Origin of the sequence: Pseudonocardia endophytica (assembly GCF_004339565.1) — a bacterium.
In the GTDB taxonomy this organism is placed as follows: Bacteria; Actinomycetota; Actinomycetes; order Mycobacteriales; family Pseudonocardiaceae; genus Pseudonocardia; species Pseudonocardia endophytica.
Map to the genome: position 1 here is coordinate 2,736,205 of NZ_SMFZ01000001.1, position 20,270 is coordinate 2,756,474.

A 20,270-nucleotide genomic window follows, 5' to 3' on the forward strand; every position below is an offset into this window, starting at 1 on the left:
CCGTGAGATTCGGAATCGCCACGTTCGTGACCGACGAAGGAATCCGGCCCGCCGCGCTCGGGCGCGCGCTGGAGGAACGCGGGTTCGACTCGGTGTTCCTGGCCGAGCACTCGCACATCCCGACGAGCCGGGAGTCGCCGTACCCGGGCGGCGGCGACCTCCCCCGCGTCTACTACCGCACGCTCGACCCGTTCGTCACGCTCGCCGCGATGGCCGACGCGACGACGGACCTGCTGCTCGGCACCGGGATCATCCTGCTGCCGCAGCGCGACCTGATCCACACGGCGAACGAGGCCGCGTCCGTCGACCTGATCTCCGACGGGCGGCTGGTCCTCGGGGTCGGCGCCGGATGGAACCGCGAGGAGATGCGCAACCACGGCGTGGACCCGAAGAAGCGGGGCCCGCTGATGACCGAGCAGCTCGCGGCGCTCAAGGAGCTGTGGACGTCCGACGAGGCGGAGTTCCACGGCGAGCACGTCGACTTCGACCCGGTCTACCTCTGGCCGAAGCCGGCCCGCTCGCCGCACCCGCCGATCTACCTGGGCGGCGAGAGCGACGCGGCGCTGACCCGGCTCGTCGAGCAGGGCGACGGGTGGTTGCCGCGTGGTGGACAGTCCCCCGAGGACATCACGCGCCTCCGCGCCTGGTTGGCCGACCACGGGAAGCCGGACGTGCCGACGACGCTGTTCGGTGGGCCGACGGACCCGGAGAAGCTGGCGCCCTATGTGGACTCCGGTGACCTCGAGCGCGTGACGTTCATGCTCCCGACCCGACCAGAGGCCGAGACGCTGTCCATCCTGGACGACTACGCGAAGGTCGCGGAGCGCTTCAGCTGAGCCACCGCGCCAGGATCGCGGTGAGCCGTTCCGGTGCGTCGAGCTGGATCAGGTGCGAGGCACCCGGCACCAGGTCCAGCCCGGCCCCCGGGATCAGCTCGGCCAGCCGGTGCGCGCGGTCCACCGGGATCCAGGTGTCCTCGGTACCCCAGACGATGTGCACCGGCAGGTCGATCTCCGGGTAGCGGGGTTCGATCTCGTCGGTGAAGCGCTGGTCGGCCTGGGCGATCTGCCGGTAGAACGCCGGTTGCCCGCGGTCGCCGAGCCAGGGTTCGACGAGCATCCGCTCGGCATCGGTGGACAGGCCACGGGCGCTCGCGCCGCGGATGTACGCCGTCACGAGCGCCTCGTGCAGCGGCGGCGGCAGCGACTCGAACACGGACGCGTTGTCGTGCACCAGCCGGAAGAACTCCGAGCCCCACGGCGCCAGCGCGACGACGTCGACGAGTGCCAGCGAGCGGTACCGCGCGCCGTGCAGGAGATGGGCACGCAGCGCGGTCGCGCCGCCGTAGTCGTGCGCGACGACGTCCGGGCACTCCAGCCCCCACCGCTCCAGCAGCACGGCCAGGATCCCGCCCTGCGTCGCCAGCGTGACGTCCGCGCCGTCCTCCATCGAGGACCGGCCGTAGCCGGGCATGTCCCACAGGAACACCGTGTGCTCGCCGGACAGGGCCGACGCGATCGGCTCCCACAACCCCGACGACCACGGCGTCCCGTGGCAGAACACGACGGGCGGGCCGTCCCCGGTACTCGTCCACCACACGCGGTGGCCCTCGATCTCGTACTCCACGAAGATCACCCTGGTCCGGAGACCCGGCCCGCCGCCACCCCCGACGACGGCGGCGGGCCGGAACCCCTCGGCGTGGCACCGCTCCCCAGCGCGCCACGCACCCGTGACGCTATTCGGTGGCGACCCGCCGGCGGATCGGTCGAACTACTGATTCCTACCCCTACTTCGGTAGGAGACGCCCCGGAGAAAGTCAGGCCTCGGCGCGCTCCGCCGCGGCGAGCCACTCCAGCTCCACGGACTCGCGCTCGGCCACGACGTCCTTGAGCTCCCGGTCCAGCTCGGCCAGCCGGGACGGGTCGGTGGCCGCCTCGGCCAGCTGCTGGTGCAGGCGCTCCTCGCGGGTCGCGAGCGTCTCCATCCGCCGCTCGAGGCGGGCCGCCTCCTTGTGTGCCGCACGCTGTTCGGCCGCGCTGGTGCGGGGAGTGGCAGCGGCGGGGGTCGACAGAACCGGAGTGGAGGCGGACTCCCGGCGGCGCAGGTACTCGTCGATCCCGCCGGGCAGGTGCGTGATCCGGCCGTCCCCGAACAGCGCGACGACCGTGTCGCACACCCGCTCGGTCAGGTACCGGTCGTGGCTGACGACGACGAGCGTGCCCGGCCAGCCGTCGAGGAGGTCCTCCAGGTTGGAGAGCGTGTCGACGTCGAGGTCGTTCGTCGGCTCGTCGAGCAGCAGCACGTTCGGCTCGGACATCAGCAGGCGGGTCAGCTGCAGCCTGCGCCGCTCGCCACCGGAGAGCTGCCCGACCGGCGTCCACTGCCGCGACGCGGGGAACCCGAGCCGTTCCAGCACCTGCGAGGCGGTCATCTCCTGCTTGCCGAACCGCACGTACTTCGCGACGGCCTCGGTCGCCTCCAGCACGCGCATGCCGGTCGGCAGGTCCACGAGCTCCTGGGACAGTTCCTCGAGCTTGACCGTGCTCCCCTGGACCCGCTTCCCGGAGTCCAGCGGCCGCTCGCCGGTCAGCGCGCGCAGGAACGTCGTCTTGCCGGACCCGTTCACGCCGACGACACCGACCCGGTCGCCCGGACCGAGCCGCCAGGTCACCCGGTCCAGCAACGTGCGCTCGGCGATCCGGACGGTCGCGTCCTCCAGCTCCAGCACGGTCCTGCCGAGCCGGTTCGTCGCGAACTGCATGAGCTCGACCGTGTTCCGCGGCGGCGGCACGTCGGCGATCAGCGCCTCCGCGGCCTCGATCCGGTACCGCGGCTTCGACGTCCGCGCGGGCGGCCCGCGGCGCAGCCAGGCCAGTTCCTTGCGGGCCAGGTTGCGACGGCGCTGCTCGGCCGCGTCGGCCTGCCGGGACCGCTCGGCGCGGGCGTAGATCCAGTCCGCGTACCCGCCGAGGTAGCTCTCCACCCGGCCGCCCGCGACCTCCCAGGTCCGGGTGCACACGGTGTCCAGGAACCAGCGGTCGTGCGTCACGACGACGACGGCGCAGCGGCGCTCGATCAGGTGCGTCGCGAGCCAGCCGATGCCCTCGACGTCGAGGTGGTTGGTCGGCTCGTCGAGCACGACGAGGTCCAGCTCGCCGATCAGCGCCGCGGCCAGCGCGACCCGTCGCTTCTCGCCGCCGGACAGGCCGTCCGTCGATCGCTCGATGTCGGTGATGCCCAGGCCGTCCAGCACGTCGCGGATGCGCGGGTCGGACGCCCACTCGTGGTCCGCGCCGTAGTTCGCCAGCACGACGTCGCGGACCCGGGACCCCTCCGGGAACGCGTCGCGCTGCGCCAGGTGCGCCATCCGCAGGCCGCCGACGCGGCTGACCCGGCCGCCCTCGACCGGGCGGTCGCCGGTGAGCACGTCGAGCAGCGTGGTCTTGCCGCCGCCGTTGAGACCGACGACGCCGATCCGGTCGCCACGCTCGACACCGAGGGAGACGGCGTCGAGCAGCACCCGGGACGCGTCACCGGGCACGTGCGCGGTGACCGCCTCCAGGTTCAGCAGGTTCGCCCGGCCCGCCATCAGGCACGCACCGGCGGCCAGGCGCCCGGTCCGGGTGGCGGCGGGGACGAGCCGGGCGGGGTGTCCGGCGGCTGCGCGTCGTCGACGACGCGGGCGCCGGCGACCGGGCCCTGCGCCACCCGCACGGTGCGGCACACGCCGGCTCCGGCCAGCTCGGTGGCCACCTCGACGGCCGAGTCCGCGTCCGCGCACAGGAACGCGCACGTCGGACCGGAGCCGGACACCAGGCCCGCGAGCGCGCCCGCGGCGACCCCGGCCCGCAGCGTGCGCCGCAGGTCCGGTGCCATCGAGACGGCGGCGACCTGCAGGTCGTTGCCCAGGTTCAGCGCGAGCTGGCGCGGGTCGCCGCCGGCCAGCGCCTCCAGGACGGGTTCGACGGGCCGCTCCTCCGGTTCGCCGTCGGCGCGCAACCGGTCCAGCTCGCCGAACACGGCGGGCGTGGACAGCCCGCCGCGGGCGAGCGCGATCACCCAGTGCAGGCGGTGCCGGGCCAGCACCGGGATCACCTGCTCGCCGCGGCCCGTCCCGAGAGCGGTGCCGCCGTGCAGCGCGAACGTGACGTCCGAGCCGAGCTCCGCGGCCAGCGTGGACAGATCGTCCCGGCCGAGCTCCATCCGCCACAGCTGTGACAGCGCGACGAGCGTGCCCGCCGCGTCCGCGGACCCGCCCGCCATACCGCCCGCCACCGGGATCCCCTTGCGCAGTACCACCTTCACGTTCGGCTCACGCTCGGCTTTCGCGGCCAGCAGCTCGACGGCGCGCCACGCCAGGTTCGTCGCGTCCAGCGGGACCTCGGCGACACCCGAGCCACGGCGGTCGAGCGGCGAGACGGCGGCGGCGTCGCCGTGCACCTCGAGAGCGGGCTCGTCGGCCTGTTCCACCGTCACCTCGTCGAACAGGCTCACGGCGTGGAAGACGGTGACCAGGTCGTGGTAGCCGTCCGCGCGCACCCCGCCGACGGCGAGGTGGAGGTTGATCTTCGCGGGGACCCGGACGGTGACCGGTCGCGGCGCGGCGGACAGCACCGCTCAACCCTACGGGCCACCGACCGGACCGTGCCGCGCCCGTCCGGTGTTCATGGCCCGGGTCACTCCCGGGCTGCGACCGCCGGTGCGACGGGCGGCGCGGTGTCGCGCAGCAGGTGCCGCGGCGTCGCGAAGCAGGCGACCGCCACGAACCCGACGACCAGCAGTCCGGCGGGCAGCAGCAGGGACTGCGCCATCGCCGTCGCGAACGGTTCCCGGAGAGCCTCCGGCAGCAGCCCGCCGGTCCCCGGCTCGAGCGATCCGCCCACGGCCGCCCCGCCCGGCATCAGGGCCGCGAGCCGCGCCTGGATCAGCACGGCGATCGCCGCGCTGCCGAGCACGGCCCCGACCTGCCGGGTCGTGTTGTAGACGCCGGACCCGCCGCCCGCCTGGTCCATCGGGAGGTTGCGCGTGGCGCTCGTGCTGATCGGCGCCCACACGCAGGAGTTCGAGACGCCGATCAGGGCCAGCGGCAGCAGCAGCTGCCAGACCGGGGCGTCCGGCGTCATCACCGCGGCCAGCCACACCAGCCCGATCACGAACGTCGCCACGCCGAAGCCGCCGATCAGGCGCGGGTGCACGCGGTCGGTGAGCCGACCGGTGAACGGCGCGAGCCCGCCGGACAGGATCGCCATCGGCGCGAGCAGCAGCGCCGCCTGCGTCGGCGTCATGCCGCGCACCGACTGCGCGTAGAGCATGATCGGGAAGCCCTGGGCGGTGACCGCGAAGCCGACCGTCGTGATCGCGATGTTGGCCAGGCTGAAGTTGCGGTCCCGGAACAGCCGCAGCGAGACGAGCGGCTCACCGGTCATGCGTGCCTGCCACCAGACGAACACGGCGAGCACGGCCAGCCCGGCGACGATCAGCGACCACACCGAGAGCGGACCGGCGATCGTGCCCCAGTCGTACGCCTGGCCCTCCTGGATGCCGAACACGAGCGCGAACAGGCCGACCGCGGACAACGCGACACCCACCAGGTCGAACCGGCGCGCGGTCCGCTCCAGGTCCGGCACCAGCCGCACCGCCGCCACCAAGCCGATCACACCGATCGGCACGTTCACGATGAAGATCCACTCCCAGCCGAGCCCGTCCACCAGCACGCCGCCGAGCAGCGGACCGACGAGCGTCGCGACGCCGGCGACGGAGCCCCAGAGGCTCATCGCCAGGCCGCGCTTGGCCGCCGGGAACGTCCGCGTGATCACGGCCATCGTCTGCGGCGTCATCAACGCGGCGCCGAACCCCTGGACGACCCTGGCCGCGATCAGCATGCCCACGCCCGACGAGAGGCCGCACCACAGCGAGGCGAGCGTGAAGACGGCGAGCCCGACCAGGTAGACGCGCTTCGGACCGAACCGGTCCCCCAGCCGGCCGGTGATCAGCAGCGGCACGGCGTAGGCCAGCAGGTACGCGCTGGTCACCCACAGGACCGAGTTGACGTCCGCGCGCAGCGACGTGAGCAGGGCCGGCGTCGCCACCGTCACGATCGTCATGTCGACCAGGATCATGAAGAACCCGATCACGAGCGCCCACAGGGCCGGCCAGGGACTCGTCCCGTCCGAGCTGACCACGCGGTCGCGTTCCACCACCATGGCGACATCATCGCCCGGACCACCGACAGTTTCGCGCGGGGACCCTCAGCCCCGGTGGGCGGCGATCGCGGCGAACGTGCCGACGTCGACCCGCTCGGCCCGGGTCATCGGGTCCAGCCCGACCGCGCGCAGGGCCTCCTCCGCGGCCGCGGCGCCGCCGGCCCATCCGGACAGCGCCGACCGCAGCGCCTTGCGCCGCTGCGCGAACGCGGCCTCGATCACGGCGAACGTTGCGGCTCTGTCCCCGGCGGGCGGGTCGCGGCGGGTGAACGCCAGCAGGCCGGAGTCGACGCCCGGCACCGGCCAGAACACGGCCCGCGGCACCGGGCCCGCGCGCACGGCGCCGGCGTACCAGGCCAGCTTCGCGCTGGGCGCGCCGTACTCCTTCGAGCCGGGGCGGGCGGCCAGCCGGTCGGCGACCTCGGCCTGCACCATCACCAGCCCACGACGGATCGACGGCAGCTCGGCCAGCAGGTGCAGCAGCACCGGGACGGCCACGTTGTAGGGCAGGTTCGCGACGACGGCCGTCGGCTCCCCGATGTCGGCACCCACGACCCGCAGCGCGTCCGCGGTCGTCACGGTCAGCCGGTCGGCGAGCTCCGGCGCGCGATCGGCGACCGTGCCGGTCAGCGCGCCGGCCAGCGCCGGGTCGATCTCCACGGCGTGCACCCGGGCGGCGACCGGGAGCAGCGCGAGCGTCAGCGACCCGAGCCCGGGCCCGACCTCGAGCACCTCGTCGGTGTCGTCGACGCCGGACGTCCGCACGATCCGTCGGACCGTGTTCGCGTCGTGCACGAAGTTCTGCCCGAGCCGCTTGGTCGGGCGCAGGTCCAGCCGGTCGGCGAGGCGGCGCACGTCGGCCGGGCCGAGCAGGCGGGCGAGCGCGGGGTCGGGCACCGGGACATCCTCGCCGTTCGAAACGACGACGGGCCGCACCGGGGTGGGTACGGCCCGTCGGACGTCGCGCGTCAGCTGCCGCAGACCGGCCAGGCGCCGTAGCCGCGGTCGTCGGCCACCTTCTCCGCGACCGCGATCTGCTCCTCGCGGGACGCCTGGTCCGCGCGCGGGGCGTACTGGTCGCCGCCGTAGGCGTTCCAGGTCTGCTTGTCGAACTGCAGGCCGCCGTAGTAGCCGTTGCCGGTGTTGATCGACCAGTCGCCGCCGGACTCGCACTTGGCGATCTTGTCCCAGCGGGTGCTGCCGCCGACCGCGGGAGCGTCGGACTTCTTCTTCTCGGCGGGCTTCTCGACCTCGGCCTGCTTCGTGCCGACCTTGACGACGCGCGGCTTGGCCGGGGTGGACGAGCCGGCGCCGATGCGCTCGCGCCCGACCTCGCGACCGTTGTCGTAGTTGACCCGCCAGATGACGCTGCGCGTGCCCTCGGCGCCGGGGTCGACGACGGTCCGCGTGCCGGCCGGGGCGTTCGGGTCCTGCTGGACCTGCTCCGGGATCGGCGTCTTCTGCGACTCGACGATCTGCTGCCCGGTCATCGGGGAGGCCGCCGCCTGCAGCGTGCCCGCCTCGACCGGCTGGTACAGGTTCATCGACGCACCGGAGCCGAGCGGCGACGTGCTGGCCGCCAGGTTCGTCTTCAGCGCCTGGGTCTGGTCGCCACCGAGGTCGGTGGCGATGACCGCGGCGGCGACGCCACCGGTCGGGACGGCGAACAGGGCGGCCGCGGCGGCGGTCCGGGCGGTCGACCGGTTCATGCCGGTCGACCGGTGCCGTCCGATGGACTCGTACCCGCTGCCGAGACCCGCCGGACCGGAGTCCGTCGCGGCTCCCGGGGAGGAGGAGCCGGTCGCACGCCCGAAGGCGTCACGGGACAGACGAACAGTGCGCTCGATCATGACTTCCCGAGGGTCGTCGGTCCGGGCAGGGAGAACGTGCGGCGAACGCGAACGGTGCTGTGGATCATCCCGGCGCCGTTGCCGATGATCCGTCGCTGGGGAGCGGACCGGTCGTGTGTCACCGCGGGGGAGCGTTCCCATCCCGGCGGGTACGAGCGAGGACGGTAGTAGATGGTCACGGACAGAACACGGTGACTCGCCGTCCCCGCGCCGAACGGACGGTGTGCGACGCCGAGCGTTGTTCGGCCGACCGGTGGGCGCAGGAGACCCGGTCATCCCGTTCCGGCGAGCCGGAACGTCCGCTCGGCGTTGCGGTGAGTGACATCGGCGACCCGTTCGGCCGAGTCGCCTCGTACATCCGCGATCCCCCGGATCGTCCACGGGAGGCAGTACGGCTCGTTGGCGCGACCCCGGTGCGGGTGCGGCGTGAGGAACGGCGCGTCCGTCTCCACGAGGAACCGGTCGTCCGGCACGAGCGCGGCGGCCTCGCGGAGGGCATGCGAGTTCCTGAACGTCACCGGCCCCGCGAACGACAGAACGTAACCGGCGTCGACACACTCACGGGCCATCGCCGCGTCGCCGGAGAAGCAGTGGAACACCACCGTCTCCGGAGCGCCCTCCTCGCGCAGGATGCGCAGCACGTCGTCGTGCGCCTCCCGGTCGTGGATCATCAGCGGCTTGCCGACGCGCTTGGCCAGCCCGATGTGCCAGCGGAACGCGTCCTGCTGGGCGGCGGGCGGTGAGTGGTCCCAGTAGTAGTCGAGACCGGTCTCGCCGACGGCGACCACGCGCTCGTCGGCGACGAGCCGCTCGATCTCGGCCAGGTCGTCCGCGGACACCGAGGCGGTGCGCGTCGGGTGCAGGGCCGCCGCCGCGTACACGCGCTCGTCCCAGTGTGCGGCCCGCACCGCCCACCGTGCGGCGTCCAGGTCGTCGGCGATCGTCACGGCGCGGGTCACGCCGACGGCCTGCGCCCGGTCCATCGCGGCGGCGACGTCCTCGGCCGTCTCGCACCCGCACGCGTCGAGGTGCGTGTGCGAGTCGGTCACGCTCGCGCCGAGCGGTTCCGGCGGGTCCGGACGGGGACGGCGGCCGTACGGTCCGCTCACCCGGCGCCTCCGCGAACGAGGGGCCCGTTCGAGCAGTCCCGTTGCCCGAACGGCCCGTTCGTTCGCACGGTGGTCGCGGCGTCCGCCGGGCGGTGCGGAGCGCTCACGGGTTGATCGGGGCCCACTCCGGGCCCGTCTCCCCCAGCTCGGGGGCGAGCTTAGCGAAGATCGGCGACGGCTTGGCCAGCGGGCGTCCGACCTCGATCGGCGTCGAGCCCCAGTGCGCCTGCTCGTCCGCGTAGTCGCCGGTGAGCACCGGGTACGACGGGCCGTCGCCCAGCTCCTCGACCTCGCGCCGCTGCGGCTGCGCGGCCCACACGCCGGTGCCGCCGATCGCCTCGTGCACCTTCTGCGCGGCGTGCGGCATGAACGGCGTGAGCAGCGTGTTCGCGTCCTGCACCACCTGCAGCGCCGTGTGCAGGATCGTGTCCCGGCGTTCCGGGTCGTCCTTGCGCTTCCACGGCTCCTGGTCGGAGAGGTACTTGTTCGCCGAGGACACGACGCGCATCGCCTCGGCGGAGGCCTGCTTGAACCGGTTGCGGCGCAGCAGGTCCCCGACGGTGTCGAACGCGGCCTTCGACGCGGCCAGCAGCTCGGCGTCGGCGGCCTCCGGCGCGACCGGCTTCGGGATCGACCCCACGTTCTTGTGCGCCATCGAGATGGAGCGGTTGACCAGGTTGCCCCACTCGTTGGCCAGCTCGAAGTTGATCCGCCGGACGAACTCGTCCCAGGTGAAGTCGACGTCCTGGTTCTCCGGGCCGGCGACCGAGATGTAGTAGCGCAGCGCGTCCGGCCCGAACTCGCGCAGGAAGTCACCGACGTAGATCACGGTGCCGCGGCTGGTGGAGAACTTGGAGCCGCTCATCGTCAGGTACTCCGACGAGACGACCTCGCTCGGCAGGTCCAGCGTCCCGTACGTGCCGGGCTCGCCGCCGCGGTCGCCCTGTCCGTTGTGCCCGAGCAGGATCGCCGGCCACATCACGGAGTGGAACGTGATGTTGTCCTTGCCCATGAAGTAGAAGGCCTCGGCGGACGGGTTCGTCCACCACTGTTTCCACGCGTCCGGGTCCGGCCCGCGCCGCGCCCACTCGACGCTCGCGGACAGGTAGCCGATCACCGCGTCGAACCAGACGTAGATCTTCTTCAACGGGTTGTCCCGCCACCCGTCGAGCGGGATCGGCACGCCCCACTCCAGGTCGCGGGTGATCGCGCGCGGCTTGAGGTCCTCGACGAGGTTGGCCGAGAACCGCAGCACGTTCGGCCGCCAGTCGGTGCGCGTCGCGAGCCAGGACCCGAGCGCGTCGGAGAACGCGGGCAGGTCGAGGAAGAAGTGCTCGGTCTCGACGAACGCGGGCGTCTCGCCGTTGATCCGCGACCGCGGGTTGATCAGGTCGACCGGGTCGAGCTGGTTGCCGCAGTTGTCGCACTGGTCGCCGCGCGCGCCGTCGTAGCCGCAGATCGGGCACGTGCCCTCGACGTAGCGGTCCGGCAGCGTCCGGCCCGTCGACGGGCTGATCGCGCCCATCTGGGTCTTCGGGACGATGTACCCGTTCTTGTACAGCGACAGGAAGATCTGCTGCGTGACCTCGTAGTGGTTCGAGGTCGTGGTGCGGGTGAACAGGTCGTAGGACAGCCCGAGGCCCTGCAGGTCCCGGGTGATCACGTCGTTGTACTTGTCCGCGAGCTGCCGCGCGGTCAGGCCCTCCGCGTCGGCCTGCACCTGGATCGGAGTGCCGTGCTCGTCGGTGCCGGACACCATCAGCACCCGGTCCCCCGCCATCCTCCGGTAGCGGGAGAACACGTCGGAGGGCACACCGAAACCGGACACGTGACCGATGTGCCGGGGACCGTTGGCGTACGGCCACGCCACCGCGGTCAGCACGGACGAACTCATACGACCAGCGTATTCGCCGCACGGAAGCGGATTGCGTGCGGGCGTCAGCGGGCTCACACACCGTGCACAGGGGGCGGTGGCATGCTCGGTTGCGTGGAGGAACCGGGGCGGGAGGGTGCGCGGGAGGCGCTGCTCGACGCCGGTCTGCAGCTGTGGCACGACCGCGGGTGGCCGGCCGCCACGCCCGCCGCGGCGGCGGAGCTGGCCGGGGTGGACCTGGCGGAGTTCCGCGACGAGTTCGCCTCCCCCGCCGACCTGACCTGCGCGATCTTCGACGCGATCGTCGACGAGCGCAGCGCGGCCATGCTCAGCGCGATGGCCGACGCCGCACCGACGATGGCACCGCGGATGCGCGCGCTGCTGGAGGTGATGGTCGGCGACGTCGCCGGGGACCACCGGCGCGCCGTCGTACTGGCCGAGCCGATCGGCTGCCCGGAACTGCTCGACAAGCGGCGCAGCGCGAACCGCGGGTTCGCCGAGATCGTCGTCAACTCCAACCGGGAGTCCCGGATGGAGCCCGACCACCTGCGCGCGGCCGGACACTTCGCGCTCGGCGGACTCAGCGAGCTGGTGTTCGCGTGGCTCGATCCGGCCAGCCCGGTGGAGCGGGACCTGGTGGTCGACCACGGGGTGCGGTTGTTCGAGTCCGCCGTCCGAGCCGGATGGCCAGGGCCGGTCGCCTGAGGCGTCAGCCCAGGGCCCGGTCCAGGTTGATGGCGGAGCTGATCAGGGACAGGTGCGTGAACGCCTGCGGGAAGTTGCCCAGCTGGTCACCGGTCAGGCCGATCTCCTCGGCGTAGAGGCCGAGGTGGTTGCCGTAGCTGAACATCTTCTCCAGTGCGATCCGGGCGTGGTCCAGCCGTCCGGCACGTGTCATCGCCTCGACGTTCCAGAACGAGCACATCGAGAACGTGCCCTCGTCGCCGTCCAGACCGTCCGGCGAGTCCTCCGGGTCGTAGCGGAACACCAGCGTGTCCACCACCAGGTCCCGGTTGATCGCGTCCAACGTGGACAGGAACCGCGGCTCGGTCGGAGCGCAGAACTTGACCATCGGCATGAGCAGGACCGACGCGTCCAGTGTCGTGGCGCCGTAGCGCTGCACGAAGCTCCCCAGTTCGGCGTTCCAGCCGCGCTCCATGATCTGGTGGTAGATCGCGTCGCGGGTCTCGGTCCAGGCCGCGACGTCGCCGGGCAGGCCGCGCCGTCGCGCCATCCGGATCATCCGCTCGATCGCCACCCAGCACATCAGCCGGGAGAACACGTGGTGCTGGCGCCCGGCGCGGGTCTCCCAGATCCCCTCGTCCGGCCGGTCCCAGTGCTCGCGCAGCCAGTCCAGGATCACGACGAGGTTCGTCCAGTCGTCGTGCGAGACACCGTCGCCGTGCTTGTCGTAGAGGTAGACCGAGTCGATGATCTCGCCGTAGATGTCGAGCTGGAGCTGGTCGGCCGCCGCGTTGCCGACCCGCACCGGGCGGGACCCGCGGTAGCCCTCCAGGTGGTCGAGCTCGTGTTCGGCCACGTCGTCGTCGCCGTCGATGGAGTAGAGGACGCGCAGCGGACCGCGCTCACCGTCCTGCCCGCCGGAGAAGCGGTCGGTCAGCCAGCCGATGAACGCGGCCGCCTCCTCGGTGAAGCCGAGCCGCAGCAGCGCGTACAGCGTGAACGCGGCGTCGCGCATCCAGACGTAGCGGTAGTCCCAGTTCCGCTCGCCGCCGATCCGCTCCGGGAGACCCATCGTCGGAGCCGCGACGACGGCGCCGGTCGGCTCGTGCGTGAGCAGCTTCAGCGTGAGCGCGGAGCGGTGCACGCGCTCGCGCCAGCGCCCCGAGTACGTCGAACCGGACAGCCACCGCTGCCAGAACCCGACCGTGCCCTCGAACAGGGCGTCCGCGTCCTCGACCTCGACGAGCTCGCCGGTCCCCTCGCCGATCTCCAGCACGAACACCTCGGTCCGGCCCTCTGCGAGGTCGAAGGCGGCCGTGGCGGCGCCGTCCGCGGTCTCGAGCGACACCGTCGACGAGAGGTCCAGGGTGACATCGGAGCCCTCGAACCGGACCCCGCCCGCGGTGCCGGAGACCGACGGGTGTTCCCGCGCGTAGTCCGGCCGGGGCGCGACCTCGACGCGCATGCCGACCGTCCCCCGGACGCTGGTGACACGCCGGACGAGGCGCTGGCGGTGCTCGTCGTCGTGCGGGCGGAGCAGCACCAGGAAGTCCTGGACCTCGACGATCCCGTGCTCGGTGAGGAAGCGCGTGATCAGGATGTTCGAGTCCGGATAGTAGAACTGGTGCCGGTTGCTGACCTCCGACGTCGGGTGCAGGCGCCAGTGGCCTCCCCGACCGGCGTCGAGCAGGGACGCGAACACGCTCGGCCGGTCGAACCGGCGGGGACAGAACCAGTCGACGGTGCCGTCGGTGCCGACGAGCGCGGCGCTGCGCAGGTCACCGATGACGCCGTGCTCGGCGATCGGGAGGTAGTCGCTCATCCGACGCGCCAGCCGCGCGGCCCCGGCAGCTCCAGCGCCTCGGCCGGACCGAACGAGCCCCTGGCGTAGGTCTGCGACGGCGGCGGGTCGGCGAGCACCGGGTCGCACAGCTCCCACAGCCGCTCCACCTCGTTCGTCGACGTGAACAGCGTCGGGTCGCCGCGCATCACGTCCAGCAGCAGGCGCTCGTAGGCCTCCAGGGGCTCGTCGTCCGGGAAGGACTCGGCGAGGTCGAGCCGCATCCGGCCGCGCCCGATCCGCAACGACGGGCCGGGGACCTTCGCGCGGACGTCCAGCTCGATCGTCGGGTCGTCGGTGAGCTCCAGGACCAGCTCGGACGGTGGTCCGTGCTCGGCGCCGCCGTCGAACATCCGCATCGCGGGCTCGGCGAAGCCGATCGTGACCGTGCGCCGGGTGGCGCCCATCGCCTTGCCGGTGCGCAGCAGGAACGGGACGCCGTGCCAGCGCCAGTTGTCCACGAACGCCTCCAGCGCGACGAACGTCTCGACGGTCGAGGCGTCGTCGACACCGTCCTCGTCGCGGTAGCCGTCGTACTGCCCGAACACGACGCGCGACGGGTCCAGCGGCCGGACGGAGCGGAACACCTTCTCCTTCTCCTCGTGCAGCTGCTCCGGCGTGACGTGCACCGGCGGCTCCAGCGCGACGAAACCGAGGATCTGGAACAGATGCGTGGAGATCATGTCCCGGAACGTGCCGGTGGACTCCATGAACGACGCGCGGCCCTCGATGCCGATCTCCTCCGGCACGTCGATCTGCACGTAGCAGACGTTCTGCCGGTTCCAGACCGGCTCGAACAGCCCGTTCGCGAACCGCAGCGCGAGGATGTTCTGCACCGACTCCTTGCCCAGGAAGTGGTCGATCCGGAAGATGTCGCGCTCGCGGTACACCTCCTGGAGGCCGGCGTGCAGCTCCCGCGCCGACTCCAGGTCGGTGCCGAACGGCTTCTCCAGGACGAGCCGGGAGTTGTCCGCGATCCCGCTGTCGCCGAGCATCCGGACCATGCCGAGCATCGCGCCCGGCGGGACGGACAGGTAGACGAGCCGCCGCGCGCCGTCACCGAGCCCGTCCTCGGCCTCGCGGACGGCACGTGCCAGGTCGGAACCGTCGTCGGCGTTCGACGGGACGAACGTCAGCCGGGACGCGAACTCCTCCCAGCCCTTCTCCCCGTCGAGACCGATCCCGGCCCGGAACTCCTCGTCGGTGCCGGGGGAGTGCCGTCCGGAGCCGATGACCCGGACCTCCGGGAGCAGCCCGGCGTTCCACAGGCGCAGCAGGCCGGGGAACAGCTTGCGCCGGGCGAGGTCGCCGGTCGCGCCGAACAGGACGATCACGTACGGCGGCAGCGTCTCCCCTGGCTCCATGATCGCCCGTGTACCCGCGACCGGTTCGCCGGAACCGTGACCTGCGACCGGGTTACCGTTGCAGTGTGAACGTCGACGTCACTCCTCTTCCCGGTATCGGGGTGCGCAAGGAGTTCGAGCTGCGAGGCGGCCGCCGGATCGGTGTCATCACGCACCGGGACGGGCAGGTCGAGCTGATCCTGTCCAAGGCCGACGACCCGGACGCCTGCGTGGCCGAGCTGCCGCTCACCACCGAGGAGGCCGGGGTGCTGGCCAACCTGCTCGGCGCGCCGCAGCTCGTCAACCAGCTCAACGACGAGCACCGCGAGCTCCCCGGCATCCACACGAAGCAGCTGCCGATCCGCACGAACAGCGCGTTCGACGGGCGCACGCTCGGCGACACGGCGCTGCGCACGCGCACGAAGGTGTCGGTCGTCGCGGTGATGCGGGCCGGCCAGGCACACCCGTCCCCCACACCCGAGTTCACGCTCGCCGGTGGCGACCTGCTGGTCACGGTCGGCACGTCGGAGGGACTGGAGCAGGCCGCCAAGATCCTCCAGCACGGCTGAGTGGCCGTGGATCACACCGCACTCGAACTGCTCGAGCTCGGCGCCGTCTTCTTCGGCCTCGGCCTGCTGGGCCGGCTGGCGAACCGGATCGGGATGTCGCCGATCCCGCTCTACCTGATCGGAGGGCTGGCGTTCGGCTCCGGCGGCATCATCCCGCTCGGTGACATCGGCGACTTCACGTCGCTGGCCGGCGAGGTCGGCGTCGTCCTGCTGCTCCTGCTGCTGGGTCTGGAGTACTCGGCCGCCGAGCTGATCACCGGGCTCCGCCGTTCCTGGATGTCCGGGATCCTGGACATCGTGCTGAACGCGGCGCCCGGCGTGGCGGTCGCGCTGATCCTCGGCTGGGGTGCGGTCGGCGCGATGGTGCTCGGCGGCGTCACCTACATCTCGTCGTCCGGGATCGTCGCGAAGGTCCTGTCCGATCTGGGGCGTCTCGGTAACCGGGAGACGCCTGTGGTGCTGTCCATCCTCGTGTTCGAGGACCTGGTGATGGCGCTCTACCTGCCGATCCTCACGGCGCTGCTGCTCGGAGTGACGCTGCTCGGCGGGCTGTCCGCGGTCGCCGTCTCCGTCGCCGTGATCGCGCTCGTGCTGGTGATCGCACTGCGCTACGGGCGGTTCGTCTCGGCGATCGTCGACTCGTCGGACCGCGAGGTGTTCCTGCTCAAGGTGCTCGGCGCGGCGCTGCTGGTCGCCGGTTTCGCGTCGGCGATGCAGGTGTCCGCGGCCGTGGGCGCGTTCCTGCTCGGCATCGCGATCTCCGGGTCGACGGCGGAGAACGCGACGAAGCTGCTGGAGCCGCTGCGCGACCTGTTCGCGGCCGTGTTCTTCGTGGTGTTCGGGCTGAACACGAACCCGTCGGAGATCCCGCCGGTGCTCGGCTGGGCGGTCGTGCTGGCCGTCGCGACGACGCTGACGAAGCTCGCGACGGGCTGGTGGGCGGCCCGCCAGGCGGGCATCGGGAACCTGGGGCGTGCGCGGGCCGGCGCCGCACTCGTCGCACGCGGGGAGTTCTCGATCGTGATCGCCGGTCTGGCCGTGAGCTATGCCGCCGTGCCGGACCAGCTCTCCGCGCTCGCGACGGCGTACGTGCTGCTCATGGCCGTGCTGGGGCCGATCGCGGCCCGGTTCGTCGAGCCGGTGAGCCGGGCGCTCGTCCGGCGCCCGACCGCACGTCCGGCGACGCAGAGCTGAGTTCTCAGCCTGCGGCGAGGGTCGCGTTGTAGAGGTCGCGCTTGCTGACGCCGGTGGCGGCGGCGACGGCGTTCACGGCGTCCTTGAGCCGCTCGCCGTCGGCCATCCGCTCCCGGACGGCCGGGATCAGGCTCTCGATCGGCGGCGCCTCGGGCGGCGCGGCGCCGGCCAGCACGACCGTCACCTCACCGCGCACCTCCTCCTCGGACGCCCACGCCGCGAGCTCGCCCAGCGTCCCCCGCCGGACCTCCTCGTAGCGCTTGGTCAGCTCGCGGCACACGGCCGCGCGACGGTCCGCGCCGAGCACGGCCACCGCCTCGGCGAGCAGATCGGCGGTCCGGCGCGGGGACTCGAAGAACACGGTCGCCCGCGGCTCGGACACCAGAGCGGAGAGCCACCGTCGTCGCTCCCCCGGCTTGCGCGGTGCGAAGCCCTCGAAGCAGAACCGCTCGCACGGCAGCCCGGACAGCACCAGTGCCGTCGTCACCGCCGACGGGCCGGGCACGCACGTCACCGGCAGGTCCTCGGCCGCGGCGGCCGCCACCAGCCGGTAGCCGGGGTCGGAGATCGCGGGCATGCCGGCGTCGGTGACCACGAGCACCGTCGCCCCGGAGCGCACGGCGTCCAGCAGACCGGGCATCCGGTCGGCCTCGACGGCGTCGTAGTGGCTGACGACCGTCCCCTCGTACCGGACGCCGAGCATGGCGGCCAGCGTCTTGAACCGGCGGGTGTCCTCGGCCGCGACGACGTCGGCGGTCGCGATCAGCTCGCGCAGTCTCGGCGACGCGTCACGCGGATCGCCGAGCGGGGTGGCCGCCAGGACCAGAGCACCGGGACGGTCGAGCGCGGCGGACATCCATCAAGCCTACGATCGGCTCCCGTGGCTTCCGACACCGCGACGGCCGAGCCCGGCAGCCGCGTGGCGGGCACCGGGGAGATCCCCGGGCTGACCCCCGCGGGGACGCCGCCTCCGATGCGCAGGGCCGACCCCGGCCCGATCTCCCGCCTGGGCAGGCCACCGGCCACCGACGCGCTGCGCGGCTGGCTGGTCACGATCGGCGTCACGCTGCTCGCCGCGTTCCTGCGGCTGTGGGACCTCGGGCAGCCGACCGACCGCGGCACGCCCGTCTTCGACGAGAAGCACTACGTGCCGCAGGCCTGGCAGATGGTGCGCAACGGCGGGATCGAGGACAACCCCGCCTACGAGAAAGTCGTGCACCCGGCGCTGAGCAAGCAGCTGATCGCGCTCGGCGAGATGGCCTTCGGCTACGACGGCGTCGGCTGGCGGATCTCCGCCGCGCTCGCCGGCGTCCTCACCGTGCTCCTGGTCGTGCGCGCGGCACGCAGGCTGACCCGGTCGACGGCGCTCGGCGGGCTGGCCGGTGTGCTGCTGGTCTGCGACGGGCTGTCCCACGTGCAGTCCCGCATGGGCATGGTGGACGTGTTCTCGGCGCTGTTCGTGGTGGCCGGGTTCACGGCACTGCTCTGCGACCGCGACGACGTGCGCGCCCGGATGGCCCTGGTGATCAGTCAGGACCGGGTCGGGGACGACCCGTACGGCCCGCGCTGGGGCGTGCGCTGGTGGCGGCTGGCCGCCGGCGTGCTGCTCGGGCTCGGCTGCGGCGTGAAGTGGAGCGGCAGCTACTACGTCGTCGCGTTCGCGCTGCTCGCCGTGCTCTGGGACGTGTCGCTGCGCCGCCGCGCCGGGGTCGCACGGCCGTGGGCGGGCACGGCGATGCGGGACCTGCTGCCGTCGGCGTGGGCGCTCGGGCTGGTCCCGTTCGTGGCGTACCTGTCCACGTGGTGGGCCTGGTTCGCCAGCGAGACCGGTGTCGACCGGCACGTCGTCGGCCGGGAGATCGGGACCGGCGGGGCGTGGTCGTTCCTGCCGGACGCGATCAGGTCGCTCTGGTACTACCACGGCCAGGTGCTGGCGTTCCACGAAGGACTGACCACGCAGACCGCCGGCCAGCACCCGTGGGAGTCGAAGCCGTGGACGTGGCCGATGGGGCTGCGTCCGATGCTCTACCAGTACGCGGACTCCGGCGTGTCCGGCTGCTCGGCGGACAAGTGCGTCCAGGCCGTGATGCTGATCGGCACGCCCGCGCTGTGGTGGCCGGCGATCCCCGTGCTGGTCTGGGGTCTGTGGCGGGCCGTCACGCGCGGGGACTGGCGCTGGGTGGCCGTGCTCGTCGGCTACGGGGCCGGGTTCCTGCCGTGGTTCCTGAACCTCGACCGGCAGATGTACTACTTCTACATGATGCCGGTGGCACCGTTCCTGGTGCTGGCGACGGTGCTGGTGATGGGGCAGATGCTCGGCCGCTCCGGCGTCCCGGAACGACGACGCCGGATCGGCCTGATGCTCGTCTCCGCATGGGTCGCGCTGATCATCGTCAACTTCGTGTGGCTGTGGCCGATCCTGAACGGCAACCCGATCACCGAAGCGCACTGGCAGGCCGAGCTCTGGCTGCCGTCCTGGCGCTGAACCGCCGCCCCGACGATCGAGACCGGTTGACATGTCGTCCATGGCTGTCCCACCCATGATCGAACAGCCATGAGTGCCATCTCGACCGGAGTCCCGGTCAAGCGAGGCGTTCGGCGGTGAGCGAAGGTGGTTCGGGCTCGCCCTCGCGCGTGTCCCACCACTCCTCGATGTTCGCCCGCGCGATCAGCGCCGCGTCCTCCAGCGGGAACTCACACAGGTCGGCCCACATCGAGTGGAAGGTCAGACGCCACCGATCGACACCCCGAGCGTCGGCGACCGTGACCTCGACGAGCACTCCCGCATCGTCCGCACCGGCTCGGTCGAGACGCTCGACGGTGATCGTCGCGGGGCGAGCGGGCGATACGCCAGGCGGAGCGATCAGCGCCTCGCACAGCTGCCCGGCCGTCCAGTCTCCAGCAGGAACGCTCACGCCTGCAGCCTAATCCTGTCGAAGAGTTTGCAGTCCGATCGGTAGCCGGCATCCGCCAGGTTTCCGGTCCAGCCGACCGAGTTCGGCCAGTTCGTCTCGTAGGCGGTCACGATACCCTGAGGGCGAAACTCCACACCGCGAAAGGCCCTGGGATTGACCTTGACACGGAAACGCTCCCGACAGTCCGCGTCGAAGAGCGCGTACGTCGAGCCATTGTGGAACTCCTGTCCTCGCGAGAACGTCAGTGCGATGCTCGCGTCGAAGCGCTCGTTCCACCTCAATCGCGCGACGACATGGCGGAAACCCCATGTCGCCGAACCGCATCGAAGCGGCATGACGACGGCACCACGCCGGTAGTTCAGCACGACCGACTCCTGCGACTTGGCAGCGCAGGCGTCGACGCCAGGGGTCATTGCGACGGCCGCAGGCGGAATCGCGAGCGACAACACGGCAACGATCGACGTACTCGATAATCCTGCGCCGATACGGCGGACCCAGTGCCGCATGAAACCTCCACTGTCGGTGAGAACAGAGTCACAGGCGCTCGCCGGCGCTACACCGCCTTTCCGGACGGACAGTTCGCGATCGAAAATTCGTCGACCGAACTGCTCCGTGACGCGTCTGGCTGCCGTCACGTGATGAAACGAGCCCTGTTATCGGCCACGCCCAGGCAGGGTCGGCACCAGTCGA

Annotated in this window: 18 protein-coding genes; 5 read left to right on the forward strand and 13 right to left on the reverse strand. The window is 72.1% G+C overall.

Annotation, left to right across the window (positions count from 1 at the left end):
* The first annotated feature begins 2 nt into the window (after nt 1-2).
* Nucleotides 3-836, forward strand: coding sequence for an LLM class F420-dependent oxidoreductase (locus tag EV378_RS12405; RefSeq protein WP_132424193.1), 834 nt, complete (start codon nt 3-5; stop codon nt 834-836).
* Here EV378_RS12405 and EV378_RS12410 read toward each other — a convergent pair.
* The 8 genes from EV378_RS12410 to metG all read right to left on the reverse strand — a co-directional run bounded on the left by EV378_RS12410 (nt 829) and on the right by metG (nt 11,056).
* Nucleotides 829-1,626 carry an alpha/beta fold hydrolase gene (locus EV378_RS12410; RefSeq protein ID WP_243653413.1) on the reverse strand — a complete coding sequence of 266 codons (798 nt, stop codon included), beginning with the start codon at nt 1,624-1,626 and terminating at the stop codon, nt 829-831. The genes EV378_RS12405 and EV378_RS12410 overlap by 8 nt on opposite strands.
* Nucleotides 1,627-1,816: 190 nt before the next feature.
* Nucleotides 1,817-3,589, reverse strand: a complete 1,773-nt coding sequence (locus tag EV378_RS12415) for an ABC-F family ATP-binding cassette domain-containing protein (RefSeq protein ID WP_132424196.1) — start codon at nt 3,587-3,589, stop codon at nt 1,817-1,819.
* Nucleotides 3,589-4,614 carry a 4-(cytidine 5'-diphospho)-2-C-methyl-D-erythritol kinase gene (locus tag EV378_RS12420; RefSeq protein ID WP_132424199.1) on the reverse strand — a complete coding sequence of 342 codons (1,026 nt, stop codon included), beginning with the start codon at nt 4,612-4,614 and terminating at the stop codon, nt 3,589-3,591. Before EV378_RS12420 ends, EV378_RS12415 begins: the two co-directional genes overlap by 1 nt.
* Nucleotides 4,615-4,676: 62 nt before the next feature.
* Nucleotides 4,677-6,203 carry a DHA2 family efflux MFS transporter permease subunit gene (locus EV378_RS12425; RefSeq protein WP_132424202.1) on the reverse strand — a complete coding sequence of 509 codons (1,527 nt, stop codon included), beginning with the start codon at nt 6,201-6,203 and terminating at the stop codon, nt 4,677-4,679.
* Between the two features lie 45 nt (nt 6,204-6,248).
* The gene (gene rsmA, locus EV378_RS12430) at nt 6,249-7,100 is read right to left on the reverse strand and encodes a 16S rRNA (adenine(1518)-N(6)/adenine(1519)-N(6))-dimethyltransferase RsmA (protein ID WP_132424205.1); all 852 of its coding nucleotides are present in this window, start codon (nt 7,098-7,100) and stop codon (nt 6,249-6,251) included.
* A 71-nt stretch (nt 7,101-7,171) separates the two neighbouring features.
* The gene (locus tag EV378_RS37045; RefSeq protein WP_132424208.1) at nt 7,172-7,912 is read right to left on the reverse strand and encodes a resuscitation-promoting factor; all 741 of its coding nucleotides are present in this window, start codon (nt 7,910-7,912) and stop codon (nt 7,172-7,174) included.
* Nucleotides 7,913-8,325: 413 nt separating this feature from the next.
* Entirely contained in the window at nt 8,326-9,162 is an 837-nt protein-coding gene (locus EV378_RS12440) for a TatD family hydrolase (RefSeq protein WP_132424211.1), read from the reverse strand.
* 103 nt (nt 9,163-9,265) lie between these two features.
* Nucleotides 9,266-11,056 (reverse strand): methionine--tRNA ligase, encoded by a 1,791-nt coding sequence (gene metG, locus EV378_RS12445; protein WP_132424214.1) that lies wholly within the window; start codon nt 11,054-11,056, stop codon nt 9,266-9,268.
* A gap of 93 nt (nt 11,057-11,149) precedes the next feature.
* On the opposite strand from metG, the gene EV378_RS12450 reads away from it, so the two are divergent.
* Entirely contained in the window at nt 11,150-11,740 is a 591-nt protein-coding gene (locus EV378_RS12450; RefSeq protein ID WP_132424217.1) for a hypothetical protein, read from the forward strand.
* A 4-nt stretch (nt 11,741-11,744) separates the two neighbouring features.
* Here EV378_RS12450 and EV378_RS12455 read toward each other — a convergent pair whose 3' ends face one another.
* Nucleotides 11,745-13,541: a glycoside hydrolase family 15 protein gene (locus EV378_RS12455; RefSeq protein ID WP_132424220.1), complete on the reverse strand. Its 1,797-nt coding sequence runs from the start codon at nt 13,539-13,541 to the stop codon at nt 11,745-11,747.
* Nucleotides 13,538-14,923, reverse strand: a complete 1,386-nt coding sequence (zwf, locus tag EV378_RS12460; RefSeq protein ID WP_132424223.1) for a glucose-6-phosphate dehydrogenase — start codon at nt 14,921-14,923, stop codon at nt 13,538-13,540. The genes EV378_RS12455 and zwf overlap by 4 nt, the downstream gene beginning before the upstream one ends.
* 65 nt (nt 14,924-14,988) lie before the next feature.
* On the opposite strand from zwf, the gene EV378_RS12465 reads away from it, so the two are divergent.
* Together EV378_RS12465 and EV378_RS12470 are read left to right on the forward strand one after the other, a co-directional pair.
* Entirely contained in the window at nt 14,989-15,471 is a 483-nt protein-coding gene (locus EV378_RS12465; protein ID WP_132424226.1) for a cation:proton antiporter regulatory subunit, read from the forward strand.
* 6 nt (nt 15,472-15,477) lie between these two features.
* The gene (locus EV378_RS12470; RefSeq protein ID WP_132424229.1) at nt 15,478-16,665 is read left to right on the forward strand and encodes a cation:proton antiporter; all 1,188 of its coding nucleotides are present in this window, start codon (nt 15,478-15,480) and stop codon (nt 16,663-16,665) included.
* A 4-nt stretch (nt 16,666-16,669) separates the two neighbouring features.
* On the opposite strand, the gene rsmI is transcribed toward EV378_RS12470, so the two are convergent.
* Nucleotides 16,670-17,521, reverse strand: a complete 852-nt coding sequence (gene rsmI / locus EV378_RS12475) for a 16S rRNA (cytidine(1402)-2'-O)-methyltransferase (RefSeq protein WP_132424232.1) — start codon at nt 17,519-17,521, stop codon at nt 16,670-16,672.
* A gap of 117 nt (nt 17,522-17,638) precedes the next feature.
* On the opposite strand from rsmI, the gene EV378_RS12480 reads away from it, so the two are divergent.
* Nucleotides 17,639-19,150 (forward strand): dolichyl-phosphate-mannose--protein mannosyltransferase, encoded by a 1,512-nt coding sequence (locus EV378_RS12480; protein ID WP_132427809.1) that lies wholly within the window; start codon nt 17,639-17,641, stop codon nt 19,148-19,150.
* Between the two features lie 97 nt (nt 19,151-19,247).
* Here the strand turns inward: EV378_RS12480 and EV378_RS12485 are convergent, their stop codons facing one another.
* Nucleotides 19,248-19,580: a hypothetical protein gene (locus tag EV378_RS12485; RefSeq protein ID WP_132424235.1), complete on the reverse strand. Its 333-nt coding sequence runs from the start codon at nt 19,578-19,580 to the stop codon at nt 19,248-19,250.
* The gene (locus EV378_RS12490) at nt 19,577-20,086 is read right to left on the reverse strand and encodes a hypothetical protein (RefSeq protein ID WP_132424238.1); all 510 of its coding nucleotides are present in this window, start codon (nt 20,084-20,086) and stop codon (nt 19,577-19,579) included. The genes EV378_RS12485 and EV378_RS12490 overlap by 4 nt, the downstream gene beginning before the upstream one ends.
* Nucleotides 20,087-20,270 lie beyond the last annotated feature (184 nt).

What these genes read in the sequence shown, in the direction of transcription:
- EV378_RS37045 (WP_132424208.1), bottom strand. Translation starts at nt 7,912, where the DNA reads ATGAACCGGTCGACCGCCCGGACCGCCGCCGCGGCCGCCCTGTTCGCC.
- rsmI (WP_132424232.1), bottom strand. Translation starts at nt 17,521, where the DNA reads ATGTCCGCCGCGCTCGACCGTCCCGGTGCTCTGGTCCTGGCGGCCACC.
- EV378_RS12480 (WP_132427809.1), top strand. Translation starts at nt 17,639, where the DNA reads ATGCGCAGGGCCGACCCCGGCCCGATCTCCCGCCTGGGCAGGCCACCG.
- EV378_RS12425 (WP_132424202.1), bottom strand. Translation starts at nt 6,203, where the DNA reads ATGGTGGTGGAACGCGACCGCGTGGTCAGCTCGGACGGGACGAGTCCC.
- EV378_RS12415 (WP_132424196.1), bottom strand. Translation starts at nt 3,589, where the DNA reads ATGGCGGGCCGGGCGAACCTGCTGAACCTGGAGGCGGTCACCGCGCAC.
- metG (WP_132424214.1), bottom strand. Translation starts at nt 11,056, where the DNA reads ATGAGTTCGTCCGTGCTGACCGCGGTGGCGTGGCCGTACGCCAACGGT.
- EV378_RS12455 (WP_132424220.1), bottom strand. Translation starts at nt 13,541, where the DNA reads ATGAGCGACTACCTCCCGATCGCCGAGCACGGCGTCATCGGTGACCTG.
- zwf (WP_132424223.1), bottom strand. Translation starts at nt 14,923, where the DNA reads ATGGAGCCAGGGGAGACGCTGCCGCCGTACGTGATCGTCCTGTTCGGC.
- EV378_RS12490 (WP_132424238.1), bottom strand. Translation starts at nt 20,086, where the DNA reads ATGCGGCACTGGGTCCGCCGTATCGGCGCAGGATTATCGAGTACGTCG.